The organism is Streptomyces sp. PA03-1a (assembly GCF_033792805.1).
Taxonomy (GTDB): Bacteria; Actinomycetota; Actinomycetes; order Streptomycetales; family Streptomycetaceae; genus Actinacidiphila.
Genome location: NZ_JARAVO010000002.1, coordinates 96,248 through 113,635, shown reverse-complemented (window position 1 = coordinate 113,635; position 17,388 = coordinate 96,248). Strand labels below are relative to the sequence as shown.

General features: G+C 72.8%; 11 protein-coding genes. 8 read left to right on the top strand and 3 right to left on the bottom strand.

All coding sequences use genetic code 11. The features are described from left to right. The first annotated feature begins 194 nt into the window (after positions 1-194). From PV341_RS01120 to PV341_RS01090, 7 genes are all read left to right on the top strand, one after another. Positions 195-2,270 (top strand): alpha-galactosidase D, encoded by a 2,076-nt coding sequence (locus PV341_RS01120; RefSeq protein ID WP_500356380.1) that lies wholly within the window; start codon positions 195-197, stop codon positions 2,268-2,270. Between the two features lie 71 nt (positions 2,271-2,341). Continuing rightward, a complete protein-coding gene (locus tag PV341_RS01115; protein WP_500324567.1) occupies positions 2,342-3,385 on the top strand; it encodes a carbohydrate ABC transporter permease in 1,044 nt (347 codons plus the stop codon). A 12-nt stretch (positions 3,386-3,397) separates the two neighbouring features. Beyond that, entirely contained in the window at positions 3,398-4,324 is a 927-nt protein-coding gene (locus PV341_RS01110) for a carbohydrate ABC transporter permease (protein ID WP_500324569.1), read from the top strand. A gap of 28 nt (positions 4,325-4,352) precedes the next feature. Next, positions 4,353-6,776, top strand: coding sequence for a glycosyl hydrolase family 95 catalytic domain-containing protein (locus PV341_RS01105; protein WP_500356376.1), 2,424 nt, complete (start codon positions 4,353-4,355; stop codon positions 6,774-6,776). Continuing rightward, positions 6,770-7,783 carry an acetylxylan esterase gene (locus PV341_RS01100; protein WP_500356374.1) on the top strand — a complete coding sequence of 338 codons (1,014 nt, stop codon included), beginning with the start codon at positions 6,770-6,772 and terminating at the stop codon, positions 7,781-7,783. The genes PV341_RS01105 and PV341_RS01100 overlap by 7 nt, the downstream gene beginning before the upstream one ends. Further along, positions 7,780-9,132 carry an ABC transporter substrate-binding protein gene (locus tag PV341_RS01095; protein ID WP_500324575.1) on the top strand — a complete coding sequence of 451 codons (1,353 nt, stop codon included), beginning with the start codon at positions 7,780-7,782 and terminating at the stop codon, positions 9,130-9,132. Before PV341_RS01100 ends, PV341_RS01095 begins: the two co-directional genes overlap by 4 nt. A 90-nt stretch (positions 9,133-9,222) precedes the next feature. Next, complete coding sequence (locus PV341_RS01090; RefSeq protein WP_500356372.1) at positions 9,223-11,403, top strand: alpha-galactosidase; 2,181 nt, start codon at positions 9,223-9,225, stop codon at positions 11,401-11,403. Between the two features lie 97 nt (positions 11,404-11,500). Here PV341_RS01090 and PV341_RS01085 read toward each other — a convergent pair whose 3' ends face one another. After that, positions 11,501-12,130, bottom strand: a complete 630-nt coding sequence (locus tag PV341_RS01085) for a hypothetical protein (protein WP_500324578.1) — start codon at positions 12,128-12,130, stop codon at positions 11,501-11,503. A gap of 84 nt (positions 12,131-12,214) precedes the next feature. Beyond that, the gene (locus tag PV341_RS01080) at positions 12,215-13,201 is read right to left on the bottom strand and encodes a LuxR C-terminal-related transcriptional regulator (RefSeq protein WP_500324579.1); all 987 of its coding nucleotides are present in this window, start codon (positions 13,199-13,201) and stop codon (positions 12,215-12,217) included. Between the two features lie 206 nt (positions 13,202-13,407). Between PV341_RS01080 and PV341_RS01075 the strand changes: the two genes are divergently transcribed. Next, positions 13,408-16,413 carry a S8 family peptidase gene (locus PV341_RS01075; protein WP_500356371.1) on the top strand — a complete coding sequence of 1,002 codons (3,006 nt, stop codon included), beginning with the start codon at positions 13,408-13,410 and terminating at the stop codon, positions 16,411-16,413. A 76-nt stretch (positions 16,414-16,489) separates the two neighbouring features. On the opposite strand, the gene PV341_RS01070 is transcribed toward PV341_RS01075, so the two are convergent. Further along, complete coding sequence (locus PV341_RS01070; RefSeq protein ID WP_500356370.1) at positions 16,490-17,281, bottom strand: hypothetical protein; 792 nt, start codon at positions 17,279-17,281, stop codon at positions 16,490-16,492. Positions 17,282-17,388 lie beyond the last annotated feature (107 nt).

Genomic DNA, 17,388 nt, shown 5'->3' with positions numbered 1-17,388 from the left:
CGGGAGCGGGTGTTTTTTTTAAAAGACAGGCCCTCGGTGGTGTTCCGGGACGACCGCCACCGAGGACGCCCCCTGCCTCCCGTACCCCCTGCCCACTCGAAGCGGACGCCGTCGCGCCGGGATGGAGTGCCCCCATGGCTCGTTCAGCTGTACTCGCACGTCTCAGATGGCCCGTGCCGCGTCGGCCCGGCGGCATGCGCAGGGCCGCCCTGCCCGCGCTCGCCGCCACCGCGCTCGCCACGGCCCTCGCCGTACCCGCCGCCGCGTCGCCCGCCGCGCCCGCGTCCTCCGCCTCCTCCGCGTCCCAGGCGGAGGCCGCCGGATCCCAGGCCGCCCCCGTGGTGGCCGCCAAGCCCTACATGGGGTGGAGCAGCTGGAGCCTGGAGTCGACCAACTTCCCCGGCTACGGCGGGTCCTGGCTCACCGAGCCCCATGTGCTGCAGCAGGCCGACATCCTGGCCTCCAAGCTGAAGCGGCACGGCTACGAGTACGTCAACGTCGACGCCGGCTGGAACGTCGGCAGCGAGACGAACAAGAGCCTCTCCGACGAGTACGGCCGCCCCGTCGCGGACCCCGTGAAGTTCCCGCACGGCATGAAGTGGCTCGGCGACCAACTGCACGCCAAGGGAATGAAGTTCGGGCTCTACCTGGCGGTGGGCCTGTACATCGACACGTACAACGACGGCAAGACGCCGATCCACGGCGCGCCGGGGTGCACGACCAAGGACATCGTCTACCCCGACCTGCGCAAGACCAGCGGCTGGGACAACGTCTCCTACCAGCTGAACTTCGCCAGCCCGTGCACCGAGAAGTACATCCAGTCCGTCGCCGACCAACTGGCGGGCTGGGGCGTGGACTTCCTGAAGATGGACGGTGTCGGGCCCGGCTCCAACCAGGGCGACGCGGCGCACGACAACGTGCCCGACGTCAAGACCTGGCACGCCGCGCTGCAGCGGACCGGCCGCCCCATCCAGTTCATCCTCTCCTGGTCGCTCAGCCACGACAAGGCCGACGTCTGGAAGGAGAACTCCAACGGCTGGCGCGTGGACACCGACGTCGAGTGCTACTGCGACACCCTCGTGACCTGGAACAACTCGGTCAAGCAGCGGTGGAACGACGTCGTCCCCTGGATCGACGACGCCGGGCCGGGGCACTGGAACAACCTCGACTCCCTCGACGTCGGCGCCGGCCCGCTCGACGGCCTCAACGAGGTCGAGCGGCAGAGCCACATGACGCTCTGGGCCATCGAGAGCGCCCCGCTCTACATCGGCGACGACCTCACCAAGCTCGACCCGTACGGTCTGTCGCTGCTCACCAACGACGAGGTCATCGCCGTCGACCAGGCCGGCAACCCGGCCAAGCCGCTCAGCCAGGACAGCCCGCAGCAGGTCTGGTACGCCCGCAACGCCGACGGCAGCTACACGGTGGCCCTGTTCAACCTCGGCAAGGGCTACTCCGACGTGACCGCCGACTGGAGCGAGCTGGGCATCAGCGGCAAGCCCGCCGTCCGTGACCTGTGGAGCCGCAAGAACCTCGGCAAGGTCGCCGACGGCTTCACCGACAACCTGCCGCCGCACGGTTCCCGGCTGCTGCGCGTCACCCCGGCGAACGTCACCGGAAAGCCCGGTGTCCCGCTCGGCGTGCGCGCCGCCGCGTCCACGGCCGGCAGCGTCTCGCTCACCTGGGACGCGGTGAACACCGGCACCGCCACCACCGGTTACGACGTGTACGCGGGCGCCGCCAAGGTCGCCACGGTGGACGGCACCTCCGCCACCGTCACCGGGCTGCAGGCCGCCACCGGGTACGCCTTCACCGTGGTCGCCCGCGACGGCCGCGGCCGTACGTCCGCGCCGAGCAACGCCGTCCCCCTCACCACCCCCGCGGCCGACGGGCCCACCTCCTACGAGGCCGAGGCGTCCGGCAACCCCCGCACCGGCAACGCGAGCGTCGGTGACTGCTCCCGGTGCTCCGGCGGCAAGAAGGTCGGCAACCTGGGCGGCGACGCCTCCGTGACGATCAAGGACGTGACGGCGCCGAAGGACGGCACCTACCTGATGGAGGTGGACTTCACCGACGGCTCCTCGGGGCGCACGGCCGTGGTCACCGTCAACGGCACCGCCTTCCAGCTCCCGTTGCACGGCGGCAACGACAACGACTGGGGCCGCCCGCGGTCGGTCACCGTGCCCGTCCACCTGAAGGCCGGGGCCAACACGATCGCCTTCGGCAACCCGTCCGACTACGTCTCCGACGTCGACCGGATCTCCGTCTGACCGACGGCCGGTCCGGCATCGGGCACCGTCCCATCCACCCGTCCGACCCGACGCACGCAAAGGAGAGTGCCGTGGTGGTCACATCGCAGGACAACCACACGACGCCGGTGGCACCACCGTCCGGCGCAGCCGGCGCGGGGGCCACCACGGCCTCTTCCACCCCCGGGACCCGCGGGCCGCTGAAGGCGCGCAAGCACACCGGCGGCCGCAGGCCCGGGCGCGTGACCGCGACCCGGTCCGCGGCGGCCAGGCGGCGGGACCTGCCGGTCGCGCTGCTGCTGATCCTGCCCGCCGTGGTGGGGTTCACGATCTTCTACGCCTACCCGACCCTGCGCGGCATCTACCTCGGCTTCACCGAGTTCCACGTCCTCACACCGCCGCGCTGGGTGGGACTGGCCAACTTCCACGAGATGTTCGGCGACGGGGTCTTCTGGCACTCCCTCCTCGTCACCCTCTGGTTCGTGGTCCTGTCCGTCGTCTTCGGCACCCTGATCTCCCTGGTGACCGCGGTCGTGCTGCACCGCGTCACCGACTCCTCGATGCTGCGCGGCGTGATGCTGCTGCCCTTCCTCATCTCCAACGTCATCGCTGCCCTGGTGTGGCAGTGGATGCTCGACCCGCACCTCGGCGTCATCAACATCGTGCTCGACCACGTCATCGGCCACCCGGTCCTGTTCTTCGGCAGCGGTCCGTGGGCCATCCCCTCGCTCGCCGCCATCAGCGTCTGGAAGTGGATGGGCTACTACTCCCTGCTGATCTTCGCGGGGCTGCAGACCATCCCGTCCACCATCTACGAGGCCGGCCGGGTGGACGGCGCGAGCGAGTTCCAGATGTTCCGCCGGCTGACCGTGCCGCTGCTGCGGCCGATCCTCGTGATGGTGGTCGTCCTGACGGTGATCAACGCCTTCCAGGTCTTCGACATCGTCGCCGTCACGACCAGGGGCGGCCCCGCCAACGCCTCGAACGTGCTGCAGATGTACATCTACGACAAGGCCTTCCGCCAGTTCGACTTCGGCTACGCCGCGACCATGTCGCTGGCCCTGTTCGTCCTGCTCATCACGGTCACCTTCACCCAGCTCCGGCTCGCGCGGGCCGACGAATCCGACCTGAACTGAAGGAGGCCCCCGATGACGGTCACCCTGGCACCCCGTACGAAGACCGTGCGGCGCCCCCGTACCCGCAAGGCGACCCCCGGCCGGATCGTGGCCTGGGCCTACCTCGGCCTCGTGTCGCTGATCACCCTCTTCCCCTTCTACTGGATCGTGCGCACCGCGCTGTCCAACAACTACCGGCTGGCCACCGACCCCTCCTCGCCGCTGCCCGTCGGCTTCACCTTCGGCGCCTTCAAGCGGGCGCTGGGCCTGGCCTCCATCGCCGAGGCCCAGGCCCAGGGCGGCTCGGGCGCGTCCCTCGACATCGCGCTGTACCTGCGCAACTCGCTGATCTACGCGTCAGTGCAGACCGTGCTCATCGTGCTGTTCTCCTCCTGCGCGGCCTACGCCTTCTCCCGGCTGCACTGGCGCGGCCGCAACCTGGTGTTCGGCGTCCTCATCAGCGCGCTGATGGTGCCGAGCGTCTTCACGCTGCTGCCGAACTTCGTGTTCATCAAGGACGTCGGCCTCACCAACACCTTCGCCGGTCTCATCCTCCCCGGCGGGCTCTTCCAGGCGTTCACGGTGTTCTTCCTGCGGCAGTTCATGCTCGGCCTGAGCAGCGAGATCGAAGAGGCCGCGATCATCGACGGCGCGGGACCGCTGCGGATCCTCTACCGCATCATCCTGCCGATGTCGGCCGCGCCGATCGCCACCGTGTCGCTGCTGATGTTCGTCAACGCCTGGAACGACTACATGTGGCCGCTGCTGGTCACCAACGACGCCAGTGTGCAGCCGCTGACGCTCGCCCTCGGCGTCTTCAAGCAGTCCTCGCCGCAGGCCGCCCCCGACTGGGCCGGGTTGATGGCCGCCTCCCTGATCGCGGCGCTGCCGATGCTGCTGCTCTTCCTCGCCTTCGGCAAGCGGATCGTCAACTCCATCGGCTTCTCCGGGCTCAAGTGACCCCGCACGCGCACCAGGACGGCACCCCATGAACCCCACTGACCTGCTGCTCGGCTGGCCCGCGCCCGCGGCCGACTGGAACGAGGCCGCCCCGGTCGGCAACGGCCGGCTCGGCGCGATGGTCTTCGGCGGCACCCACCGTGCCCGGATCCAGATCAACGACTCCACCGTGTGGTCCGGCACCCCCGGCGGACCGGCGAAGGCGCTCGCCGACGTCGTCGCCGCCGGCGCCGGCCCGCGGCGGCTCGCGGAGGTCCGCGACGCGCTCCGCGCCGGCGACCCGCACCGCGCCGAGGAACTCCTGATGGCCTTCGAGGGCCCGTACAGCCAGGAGTACCTGCCCTACGCCGACCTGTGGCTGACGGTGTCCGGGGCGCAGGACGCCACGTACCGGGGCCGCACCCTCAACCTCGACAGCGGGATCGCCGAGGACGCCTTCGACCTGTCCTGCGGGATCTCGGTCCGCCGCCGGACCTGGGCCGGCGCCGCCGACGGGACCCTGTGCACCGACCTGGCCGCGCGGGGCGGCACCGTGGACCTGCGCCTGGAACTCACCACCCCCCTCCGGGAGGTGCACCGCACCGCCGGCCCCGAAGGGGTCGTCCTCGGCGTGGAGATCCCCGTCGACGGGGCACCCGCCCACGAACCGGACGTACCGGAGCCGCTGCGGTACGCGGACGGCCCCGTCGACGGCTACGACCCCTTCGGCGCGATCGCCCTGCGGGTGGCCACCGACGGGGAGGTCACCGCCGACGGCGCAGCCCTCCGCGTCACCGGCGCCACCCGGCTCCTCGCGGTGGTGGCGAGCTCCACCGGGGCGCTGCGTCACTGGCGGGGCCTCGACGCCCCCGCCGACCGCGCCGCCCACCTCGGCTCCGCCGCGGACAGCGCCGCCCGGGCCGCCGAACGCGGCACCGAGGACCTGCTCAAGGCCCACGAGAGCGACCTGCGCGCACTCCTCGGCGGCACCTCGCTGCGCATCGGACCGCGCCGCTCGGGCACCTACGACGTTGCCCGCGACATCCTCTCCGGCGACGACGAACTCCTCACCGCGACCGTGCTGTTCCAGCTCGGCCGCTACCTCCTGGCCTCCGCCTCCCGGCCGCACGCCGGCCCGCCCGCCAACCTCCAGGGCATCTGGAACGCCGACCTTCGCCCGGCCTGGTCGTCGAACTACACCATCAACATCAACACCCAGATGAACTACTGGGGCGCGGAGGCCGCCGGCCTCGGCCCCTGCCACGAGCCGCTGTTCGACCTCCTGGACCGCGTCGCCGGACACGGCCGGGACGTCGCCGAGCAGCTGTACGGCGCCCGCGGCTGGGTCGCCCACCACAACACCGACATGTGGGGCTGGGCCCTGCCCGTCGGCAGGGGCCACGGCGCCGCGTCCTGGGCGATCTGGCAGATGGGCGGCGCCTGGCTGGCCCAGCACCTGTGGGACCACTGGGAGTTCACCCAGGACACCGCCTTCCTGCGCGAACGCGCCTGGCCGCTGCTCAGCGGCTGCGCCGAGTTCCTGCTCGACTGGCTGGTGGACGACGGCACCGGCCGGCTGGACACCCTCCCCTCCACCTCGCCCGAGAACCACTACCTCACCCCCGACGGCTCCATGGCCTCGCTCACCCGCTCCTCCGCGATGGACATGGCCCTCACCCGGGCCGTCCTCGAGCGCACCGCGCGCACCGCCGCGCTCCTCGGCATCGACACCCCGCTGGACGGCCGCATCGCCGACGCGCTGCCGAAGCTGCACCCGCCGCGGACCGCCGCGGGCGGCTGGCTGCAGGAGTGGGCCGACGACCTCCCCGAACAGGACCCCCGGCACCGCCACCTGTCCCAGATGGTCACCGTCCACCCGCTCGGCCAGGTCGACCCGGACCGCACCCCGGAACTCGCCGCCGCCGCGACGGCCCTGCTGGACCGCCGCGGACCCGGCGCGATGGGCTGGTCCTGGGCGTGGAAGATCGCCCTGCGCGCCCGGCTGCGCGACGCCGCCACGGCCCGCTCGCTCCTCCTGGAGGCGACCCGCCCGTTCGACGGCGACCCGGACACCGACGCGCCCGTCGACGGCTCGGAGTGGGGCGGCCTGCTCCCCAACCTCTTCTCCACCCACCCGCCGTTCCAGATCGACGGCACCTACGGCTTCATGGCCGCGCTCACCGAGATGGTGCTGCAGAGCCACGACGGCACCGTCCACCTGCTCCCCGCGCTCCCGGCGCAGTGGCCCGACGGCGAGGCCGCCGACCTGCGCTGCCGCGGCGGCCTGGCCGCCGACTTCGCCTGGCGCGACGGCGCCCTCACCTCCGTGACGCTGCGCCGGCACGCCGGGGACAACGCCGAACCGGTGACGGTCCGCCACCGCGACCGCGCCGTCCGGGTGCACGTCGCCACCGGCACCGCCGTCACCCTCGACGCCGACCTCACCCCGTGCGGGGAGGCCCGGCCGTGCTGACCGAGAACGACGTCCCCGAGCTGTGGGCCTACCGCAGCAGCTACCGCGAGCCCGCCGACTTCGACGCCTTCTGGAAGGACACCCTGGACGCCGCCCGCGTCCACGAGCCCCGGCTGGAGCTCACCCCGGTCGAGACCGACCTGGAGACCGTGGACGTCTACGACGCGGTGTTCCCCGGCTTCGGGGGCCACCCGGTGCACGGCTGGCTGCGGCTGCCGCGCCACCGCAGCGGCGCCCTGCCCGCGGTCGTGCAGTTCCACGGCTACGGCAGCGGACGCGGCGCCCCCGTCGAGGACCTGCTGTGGGCCTCCGCGGGGTACGCCCACCTGCTGGTGGACACCCGCGGCCAGGGCGGTGCCTGGGCGGGCGGCGGCGCCACCGGCGACCCGGTCGGCAGCGGCCCCTCGCACCCCGGGTTCCTCACCCGCGGCATCGAGGACAAGGACACCTACGTCTACCGCCGCGTCTTCACCGACGCCGTCCGCGCCGTGGAGGCCCTGCGCACCTCGCCGCACGCCGACCCCGACCGCGTCGCGGTGACCGGACCCAGCCAGGGCGGCGGCATCGCCCTGGCGGTCGCGGGACTCGTACCCGGACTGCGCGCCGCGCACTTCCAGGCGCCGTTCCTGTGCGACGTCCGGCAGGCCACCCGGCTCACCGGCGAACAGCCGTACGCGGAGCTCATCGGCTACCTCGGCGCCCGCCGGGACCGGGTCGAGCAGACCTTCCGGACCCTCGGCTACTTCGACGGCCTCGCCTTCGCCCGCCGTGCCACCGCGCCCGCCTGGTTCTCCGCCGGACTGCGCGACGAGGTGTGCCCGCCGGCCACCACCCTCGCCGCCTACCACCTCTACGGCGGGCCCCGGCAGATGCGGCTGTGGGAGTTCAACGGCCACGACGCCGGCGGCCCCGAGGACCTGGTCCTCGCCCTGAGCGCGTTCCGCGCACTCCTCAAGACGTCGTCCCACCACCCTCACCAGGAACCGTCCCGAAAGAAGGAATCATGAGAATTCGCAGAGTCGTCGCGCTCGGGGCCACGCTCACCCTCGCCGCGGTGCTGTCCGCCTGCTCCTCCGGCTCGGACTCCGCGGGCGGCGGTTCGCAGACCGTCAACTGGTGGACCTGGGACGACAAGCAGGCGGCCGCGTACAAGACCTGCGCCGCGGACTTCGAGAAGGCCAACCCCGGCACGACCGTCAAGATCTCGCAGTACAACGTCGACGACTACTTCACCAAGCTGACCGCCGGCTTCGTCGCGGGCAACGCCCCCGACGCCTTCCAGAACAGCGTCCAGTTCTTCCAGGCCTACGCAGGCCAGCACCAGCTGCTGGCGATGGACGACTTCATCGCCAAGGACAAGTTCGACCTGTCCCGCTTCTCCGTCGGGGTGAACGCCTGGAAGTTCACCGACGGCAAGCAGTACGCGCTGCCGCTGGACTGGGCCGCGGCCGGCCTCTACTACGACCAGGACGCCCTGGCCAAGGCCGGCTACAGCAAGAGCGACGTCGACTCCGTGACGTGGAACCCCGACGACGGCGGCGAGTTCGGCAAGATGATCGCCCACCTCACCGTCGACGAGAAGGGGCGCCGCGGCGACCAGCCCGGTTTCGACAAGACCCACGTCAAGACCTTTGGCTTCGGCCAGATCGCGGCCAAGGACTTCATCGGCCAGACCTCCTGGAGCCCGTTCGCCTCCAGCACCGGGTGGCGGCTCGGCGACAAGGAGAGCTGGCCCACGGTCTTCAACTACGGCGACCCGCGCCTGGTGAAGACGCTCAACTGGGCGCGCTCCCTGACGGAGAAGGGGTACGCGCCGAAGATCGGCGAGTTCACCTCCAGCGTCAGTGACGTCGACCTGCTCTCCTCCCACAAGGTGGCGATGGAGATGGGCGGTTCCTGGTCCGCCTCCACCTTCGCCAAGATCCCGGGCGTCAAGACCGGCGTCGCGGCGCCCCCGTACGGCCCCGACGGCAAGACCCGCGCGGTGATGAGCAACTCCAACGGCAACAACATCTGGGCGGGCACCAAGAACCCCGAGCTGGCCTGGAAGTGGGTGTCCTACATGGGCTCCGAGGACTGCCAGTCCAAGGCCGCCCGCACCGGCACGTTCTTCCCGTCCATCCCCGCCTCCATGGACGCCGCGACGAAGGCCCTGGCCGGTGACGGCGTCGACCTGTCGGTCTTCACCAGCATGCTGAAGGACAAGGTCCTCTACCCGTCCCCGGTCTACGGCAACGGCGCCGCGGTGCAGGACGCCCTGAACCCGCTCTTCGAGGCCTACTTCGCCGGGCAGAAGGACGACTCCGTCTTCGCGGACATGCAGGACCAGAGCAAGACCCTCCTCGCGAAGAACTGAGCCACCGGCAGCGAACCGAGCCCCCGCCGCCGGACGGCCCCGACCCCGGGGCCGTCCGGCGGCGGGGCACACCGAAAGGACTCCCCCCTCATGGCAGACACCACCGCGCGGATCGTCCCGCTGCGCGCGGCCGGCACCGCGTTCGTCGTCGAACTCACCGAGCCGGTGCCCAGGGTCCTCCACTGGGGGGCCGACCTCGGCCCGCTGTCCGCCGACGACCTCGCCGCCCTCAGCCTGACCGCCGAGCCCGCCGTGCTCAACAACTCCCCCGACACCCCGCGCCGTTTCACCGTCTGGCCCACCGAGGCGGACGGCTGGGCCGGCACCCCCGCGCACCACGGGCACCTCGACGGCGGTGCCGCCGCCCCCCGCCTGACCACGACGGGCACCGCCGTCCGCCAGGACGCCGAGGGCGGCGAACTGGCCGTCTCCCTCACCGACGCGGTGGCGGGGCTCGACATCACGATCACCTACCGGCTGGAGCCCTCCGGAGTGCTCGCCGTCCACAGCGAGATCACCCGGCAGCGGACGGCGGACCCGGCCCCGTACGACCTCGCGCAGGTCACCGCGCTGCTCCCGCTGCCCCGCCGGGCGGGCGAGATCCTCGACTTCACCGGCAAGTGGAGCCGCGAACGCTCCCCGCAGCGCCGCCCCCTCGCCCACGGCACCTACGCCCGTGAGGTCCGGCGCGGCAAGCCCGGCCTGGACTCGCCCTACCTCGTGGCCGTCGGCGTGCCCGGTTTCGGCTTCCGCGAGGGCGAGGTGTGGGGCCTGCACGTCGCGTGGAGCGGCGACCAGCGCTACCTCGTCGAGCAACTGCCCGAGGGCGCCGGCGTCCACGCCGCCGTGCTCGGCGGCGGCGAACTGCTGCGCGCCGGCGAGGTCCGGCTCGCACCCGGCGACACCCACCGCACGCCCGTCTGCCACTACGCCTGGTCCGGCACCGGGCTCGACGGCCTCGCCGACCGCTTCCACACCCTGCTCCGGGACCGCCCGGGTCACCCGCGCCGCCCGCGCCCGGTCATCCTCAACAGCTGGGAGGCGGTCTACTTCGACCACGACCCGGAACGCCTCCTGCGGCTCGCCGACCGCGCGGCCGAGGTCGGCGTGGAGCGCTTCGTGCTGGACGACGGCTGGTTCCGCGGCCGCCGCTCCGACCGCGCGGGGCTCGGCGACTGGACGGTCGACCGGGAGGTGTGGCCCGCCGGGCTGGCGCCGCTCGCCGACCACGTGCGCTCCCTGGGCATGGAGTTCGGCCTGTGGGTCGAACCCGAGATGGTCAACCTCGACTCGGACCTGGCCCGCGAGCACCCCGACTGGGTCCTCGCCCCCGCGCGCGGCGCCGGCCCACCGGCCCGCCACCAGCACGTCCTCGACCTCTCCCACCCCGGCGTCGTCACCCACCTGCTGGGAGCGCTGGACGCCCTGATCGGGGAGTACGGCATCGCCTACCTCAAGTGGGACCACAACCGCGAGGTGCACGAGGCGGTGAGCGGCCCGGCCGACCGCCCGGTGGCACACGCCCAGGTCGAGGCGCTCTACCGACTGCTGGACACCCTCAGGCAGCGCCACCCGGCCCTGGAGATCGAGAGCTGCGCCAGCGGCGGCGGCCGCGTCGACCTGGGCATCCTCGCCAGGACCGACCGGGTGTGGGCCTCCGACTGCAACGACCCCGTGGAACGGCAGTCCATCCAGCGCTGGACGGGCCAACTGCTGCCCCCCGAACTGGTCGGCGCCCACGTGGGCCCCACCCCCAGCCACACCACCGCACGCGTCGGCTCCGACACCTTCCGCCTGGCCACCGCGCTCTTCGGCCACCCCGGCATCGAACAGGACATCACCCGCTGCACCCCGGAGGAACGGGCCCGGCTCACCGCGTGGACGGCCCTGTACCGGGAACTGCGCCCGCTGCTGCACGGAGGGCGCACCGTCCGCGCCGACCTCCAGGGGGACGCGACGCTGCTGCACGGCGTCGTCGCCCACGACGCCACGGCCGCGCTCTACTGCTGGGCCCGCGTGGCGACCTCCCCCGAGGGCCAGTCCGGCCGGGTGCCGCTGCCCGGCCTCGCCCCCGCCCTCCGCTACCGCGTGCGCGTCCGCACCGACATCGGCCTGCCGTCCTTCCACCAGACAAGCGGCCCGGCCTGGCTCACCGAGGCGATCGACGACCGCCTCACCCTCCCCGGCACGCTGCTCACCGCCGCCGGACTGCCGATGCCGCAACTCAACCCCGAGCAGGCCCTCCTGATCGAGGTACGGCAGGCCGACTGAGCGGCCGGCTCCGAGGCCCGGCCTACAGCGTTCCGGCGTCGGGCCAGTGGGACCAGGGGCCGGCCGAGGCGGGCGACGCGCCGCCGCGCCGGTCCCCCTACTCCTCCTCGGGGTCCCCGGGGGCCGTGGCCTGACGGCCGAGCCAGTACAGGGCCGTGTCCACGTCGCGGGCGGTCCAGCCGTCCGCGTCGGGGCCGGAGCGGACGAGGAGGTCGTCGAGGAGGTCCATGTAGCGGCCGTAACGGCCCGGCGCCGGCGTCAGCTGGTAGCCCAGCCGCTCCAGGCCGAACTGCGCGCGGCGGTCGTAGACGGCCATCCGGTCCGGCGCGGCGGCCGTGAGCAGCGCCGAGGCCAGCGCGTCGCCGTGGCGGCAGCCGGGCAGGCCGAGCAGGGCCTTGCGGCCGCGGCGGGCGGCCGCGCCGCGCGGGGCGTCCTGGTCGCGGACCGCGTGCACGGCCTCGGCGGTGACGGCCCGGACCTCCGCGTCGCGCAGGTTCATCAGCTCGACCACCCACGCGGTGCTCGCCTGCAGCCGCTTCCACACCACCAGCGCGGCGATGTCGGTCTTGCCCAGGCTGCCGGTGTCCCGGGCGCGTTCCGTGACCTCCGTCAGCACCTCGTCGTACGCGGCCGGGACCGCGGCGCGGTACGCCTCGCGGGCGGTGGACAGGGTGGACCAGACCCCGTCGGGGAGCGGGGTGAGGGCGGCGGTCGCGGATGCGTTCATGGACCGATGGTGACCCGACTCGGCCCGCTCCGCGTGCACTTGGCCGCTTGTGATCGGTTCGGTGCGATGTGTCGCCAGGAAGGATCAGATCCAGCCACGGGCGCCGGCCTCCACTCCGGCCTGGAAACGCGTCGTCGCATCCAGCCGTGCCATGAGCGCGGCGATGCGGCGCGTCGCCGTCCGTGTGCTCAGCCCCAGCTGACGGGCGATCGCCTGGTCCTTGAGCCCGGCACGGAGCATCGTCAGCAAGGCGACCTCCTCCGGGGTGGGGCCCTCCTCGCCGGCCGCCGGTGCCGGTGCGCCGATCGGCTCGGCCCGCTCCCAGTACGCCTCGTACAGCTCGATGAGGGCATCCAGCAGACCCGAGGGGTGCACCACGGCGAGGCTGTCGTAGACCCCGCCGACCAGAGGGACGAGGGCCACCCGGCGGTCGATGATGTGCAGCTTGAAAGGGAGGCTGGGCAGGATCCGGGCCTGCTCGCCGAGCGCCGCCATCTCCAGCACCGTCTCGAAACGGCCGGGCCGCTCCATGGACTCCGGGCAGTAGACCGAGCGGACGTCGACGCCGCGGCGGGCCCAGGCGGCGGTCGACGCCTTCTCGGCCTCGTTGGTGTGGGGGAGCCCGTCCGCGCGGTCCAGGTACGGCGGCTTGTCGAGGACCCAGATGTGCGTGCTGACCGAGCGGTTGAGCTCGTCGATGCGCGGCGCGACCACGTCGCGTCCCGACAGCACCTCCACCAGGCTGCCCGGATCGCTGCGCAGCCGTCCGGCCCGGTACTCCTCGGTGAGGTCGTCGACGACCGACCGCAGCCCGGTGAAGGCCGCCTCGGCCTCCAGCCGCCGCTGGTCGAGCAGGGCGGTGAGCGCGGTGGCGGGACCCACGGGGCGGTACCCGCCGCTGCCGTCACGGCGCAGCAGACCGAGCCCGGCCAGCCGGGCCACGGCGCGACGGACGCGGTCCGGAGGGACCCCGGCGGTTCTTGCGTACTCCGTGGGACCGAGGTCCGCCCGGGCCAGGAAGGCGCGGTAGACCTCCTCGTCGAACCGGCTGATACCCAGGGCCTGCAGCACGTACGCGCTCCTCGTGGTGGCGTGGTCCGCCAGCTGTCCGAAGACGCCACAAGATTATCTGGACATCAACCCGCCGTGGGCCGTTCACTTTTGAATCGTTGCCAACACCCGTACCGCGGAGCGGCGGTCCCGCATCGGCCCCGTGCACCCCGCCGCGCCCGGACGCGCAGTGATGTCCCTGGCCTCTTCCCTCTGGAGGACCGAAAGTGACCTCGAAGTCACGCACCAGACCGGCCGCCCTGGTGGCGGCCACCGCCGTCGCACTGGCCCTTTCGTCCGCCGTGCCCTCCCAGGCCGCTCCCACCGCTCCCGCCGCCGGTCCCAGGCCGGTCCCCGTGGCGGGCCACCTCGCCGCCGGCCGCTACATCGTCACCCTCGCCGACCGGCCGATCGCGGCCTACCGGGGCGGAGTCGACGGCATACCCGGCACCGCCCCGGCGCCGGGCGCCAAGGTCGACCTGGCCGACGCGGACGCCGTGCGCTACCGCGCGCACCTCACCGAGGCCCAGCGCGCCACGGCCGCCTCGGTGGGCGCAAGGATCAAGCGCCAGTACGCGGTGGTCACCAACGGGTTCACCGCCGATCTGTCCGCCGCGCAGGTGGCGGAACTCTCCAAGGCCCCCGGCGTGCTGTCGGTCGCGCCCGACACCCTCAACAAGGTCTCCGACGACCGCAACTCCCAGGACTTCCTCGGGCTCACCGGGCGGCACGGGCTGTGGTCCGCCCTCGGTGGCGCCAAGAAGGCCGGCCGCGGTGTCGTCGTCGGCGACATCGACACCGGCATCTGGCCCGAGAGCCGCTCCTTCACGGCCGCACCGCTGGGCACCGCGCGGCCCACCGCCAAGGACCCGTACCGCCCCTACCGCAAGGGCGACAAGGTTGTCATGCGGAAGGCGGACGGCGGCACCTTCACCGGAACCTGCCAGGCCGGGGAGGAGTTCACCGCCGGTGCCTGCAACGGCAAGCTGATCAGCGCCCGTTGGTTCGGCGACGCATGGCTGGCCCGCGTGCCACCGGAGCGCCGCGCGGACTACGTCTCCGCACGGGACGGCGAGGGCCACGGCACGCACACCGCGTCCACCGCGGCGGGCAACAGCGGCGTCGACGTCACGGTCGAAGGGCGCCGGCTCGGCGAGGTCTCCGGCGTCGCGCCGGCCGCCACGATCGCCGTCTACAAGGCGTTCTGGACCGGCAAGGCGGCCGGCGACAGCGGCGGCATGACCTCCGACATCGTCGCGGCCGTCGACCAGGCGGTCGCCGACGGCGTCGACGTCCTCAACTACTCCGCGGGCTCGATCGTCGAGACCGCGCCGGACTCCCCGGTCCAGGCGGCCTTCCGCACCGCCGCGGCCGCGGGCGTCTTCGTCGCCACCGCGGCCGGCAACTCCGGTCCCGAGGTCTCCTCCGCCGACAACGTCGCCCCGTGGACGACCACGGTGGCCGCGAGCACCCTGGCGTCCTACGAGGCCACCGTGCGCCTCGGCAACGGCGACACCTACGTCGGCGGAAGCACCACCGTGGACTCCCCGCTCGGCCCGAAGCCCCTCGTACTGGCCGAGAAGGTGAAGAACCCCGGTGCCTCGACGACCGACGCCGCCCTGTGCCAGGACGGCACCCTCGACCCGGCGAAGGCCGCCGGCGCGATCGTGGTCTGCGACCGGGGGGTCAACCCGCGCGTCGACAAGTCCCACGAGGTGCAGCGGGCCGGCGGCGTCGGCATGGTCCTGGTCAACGTCAGCGACCTCGACACCGACGGCGACCTGCACGCGGTGCCCACGGTGCACCTCAACACCCCCGGTGCCACCGACGTCCGGGCGTACGCCGCCACCACCGGGGCCGAGGTGAGCCTGCTCCCGGGCGGCACGACCGGCCAGCCGTACCCGCAGATCGCGCCGTTCTCCTCGCGCGGGCCGTCGACCACGAACAACGGCGACCTGCTCAAGCCCGACATCGCCGCCCCGGGCGTCGGCATCCTCGCGGCCGTGGCGCCCGCCTCCAACTTCGGCCACGACTACGACTTCATGACCGGCACCTCGATGGCGACCCCGCACATCGCCGGCCTCGCGGCGCTCTACCTCGCCGAGCACCCCACGTGGTCCCCGATGGCGGTGAAGTCCGCCATGATGACGACCGCCGTCGACACGAAGACGGCGACCGGCGCGAAGAACACCGACCTGTTCGCGCAGGGCGCCGGTGAGGTGCGGCCGGCCGGCATGTTCGAGCCGGGCCTGGTCTACGACTCCACGGAGAAGGACTGGCTCGCCTACCTGGAGGGGCTCGGTGTCGACACCGGCAGCGGTGTGAGGGCCGTCGACCCCAGCGACCTCAACTACCCGACGATCGCCGTCGGTCAGATGGTCGGCTCCCAGACGGTGACCCGGACCGTCACCGCCGTGGACCCGGGTACGTACCGGGCCTCCGTCTCGGTGCCCGGGGTCAAGGCCACCGTGCACCCGTCCGTGCTGCACTTCCGCAAGGCCGGGCAGAAGGCCACCTTCACCGTCACCTTCCAGCTGACGACGGGAAGGTCCGGCGAGACGGTGACCGGCGACCTCACCTGGCGGCACGGCCGCACCGCCGTGCGCAGCCCGGTCGTCCTCACCCCGTGGAGCCTGCTGGCCCCGGCGCAGGTGACGGGTCCCGCCGGCAGCGGCAGCGTCTCCTTCCAGGTGACCCCCGGCACGACGTCCCTCCCGGTGACCCCGCGCGGACCCGTCGCGGCCACCCCGGTCCACAACACGGTGTCCACGGACAAGCCCGAGCAGGACTTCGCGTTCACGGTGCCTGAGGGCACCCAGGCCGGGCAGTTCTTCGTGACCCCGGACCATCCCGAGGCCAAGCTGTCCCTGCTGCTCGCGTACGACCCGGGCGACGGCCAGACGCCTTACGTCGTGGGGGACCTGGCGCTCGACCAGACCAGGCCGGTGGTGAGCCTGCCGAGCATGAAGGCGGGCACCTACCTGGCCATCGTCGTGACGCTGGGCAGCCAGCCGGAGCTGACGGAGATCCCCTTCTCCTTCCAGGCCAACCTGATCGGCCCGGACAGCCCGACGACGGCCGGCACCTTCACGGTGACCCCGGAGCACCTCGCTACGAAGCCCGGCGTCCCGCTGACGCTGACCGCCTCGTGGAAGGGCGTCCCCGCCGACCGTCCCGCCACCGGTTACATCGGCTACCCCAACGCGGCGGGAACCCTCGTCACCATCGGCTGACGGGACCGCACGCGACGGCGCCGGCCCCCTCGTCACGAGGGGGCCGGCCGGCACCGGTCCGTTCCGGGCGGCCGGATCAAGGACGTACGGCCCCCGGCCCGAAGGGCCCGCCCGGCAGGCCCTTCGGCTTCCGGCGCGAGCGAGCGGCGGAGGGGGCGTCGTCGTGGAGTCCGCCGCGGAGCCCCGCCACGGCGAAGGCCACCGCGGAGGCCAGCAGCGCCAGCGCCAGCGGTCCCCAGATCGCCGGGATCGACCACATCGGCCAGTCGTTGGCCGCCTGCACCCACAGCGTCACGATCGCCGTGACGCCCATGGCGACGCCGTGCCACCGCACGGCCTTCGCCGCGTTCGCGTGACGCGGCCCCGGCGCGAACAGCGACCACAGCGCCCCGACGAGCCCCACCAGGCCGAACGAGAGGCCGGCGAGCGCGCCGCCGAGGCGGTCCTCGGGCCACTCCAGAGGCCCGTCGCTCGTCTCCTGCCACGTCCCCGCGGCATTCCGTACCTCGACGACCTGCCCCCGCCAGATCAGGCCGACGACCTTGTCGCCCGGCTCCAACTGCGACAGCACGGGACCGGGCCAACGGAAGGTCAGGTGCCACGGCTTGCCGGACGGCAGCGACAACTCCGCCTCGGGCGACTCCCGCTTGCCGCTGTGCGTGTCCACCGACCGCACGGTGAACTGTTGCTCCCACCGGCAGTCCGACACCTCGACGGGTGCGGACGCGCACGGCGGCGCCGCACGGAACTCCCGCTCCCGCACCAGCGCACCGCGCGTCAGGAAGACCATCGCCACCCCGACGGCCAGCGCCGTCACGGCGATCAGCAGCCATATCGCGGCTGGTGACTTCTGTTCCGCCGATCCCACTGTGTCTCCCCACCCCCCTGCGACCCCCGCGCGCCCATCCGATCATGTCGTGCCGAAGGCCGCCCAGGCCCGCAGCCGGCAGCGTCGGACGCGCCGGCCTGCCGGGT

Excerpts from the sequence above, each read along its gene's own strand:
- PV341_RS01105 (WP_500356376.1), top strand. The coding sequence starts at position 4,353 with ATGAACCCCACTGACCTGCTGCTCGGCTGGCCCGCGCCCGCGGCCGAC.
- PV341_RS01085 (WP_500324578.1), bottom strand. The coding sequence starts at position 12,130 with ATGAACGCATCCGCGACCGCCGCCCTCACCCCGCTCCCCGACGGGGTC.
- PV341_RS01110 (WP_500324569.1), top strand. The coding sequence starts at position 3,398 with ATGACGGTCACCCTGGCACCCCGTACGAAGACCGTGCGGCGCCCCCGT.
- PV341_RS01120 (WP_500356380.1), top strand. The coding sequence starts at position 195 with ATGCGCAGGGCCGCCCTGCCCGCGCTCGCCGCCACCGCGCTCGCCACG.
- PV341_RS01090 (WP_500356372.1), top strand. The coding sequence starts at position 9,223 with ATGGCAGACACCACCGCGCGGATCGTCCCGCTGCGCGCGGCCGGCACC.
- PV341_RS01095 (WP_500324575.1), top strand. The coding sequence starts at position 7,780 with ATGAGAATTCGCAGAGTCGTCGCGCTCGGGGCCACGCTCACCCTCGCC.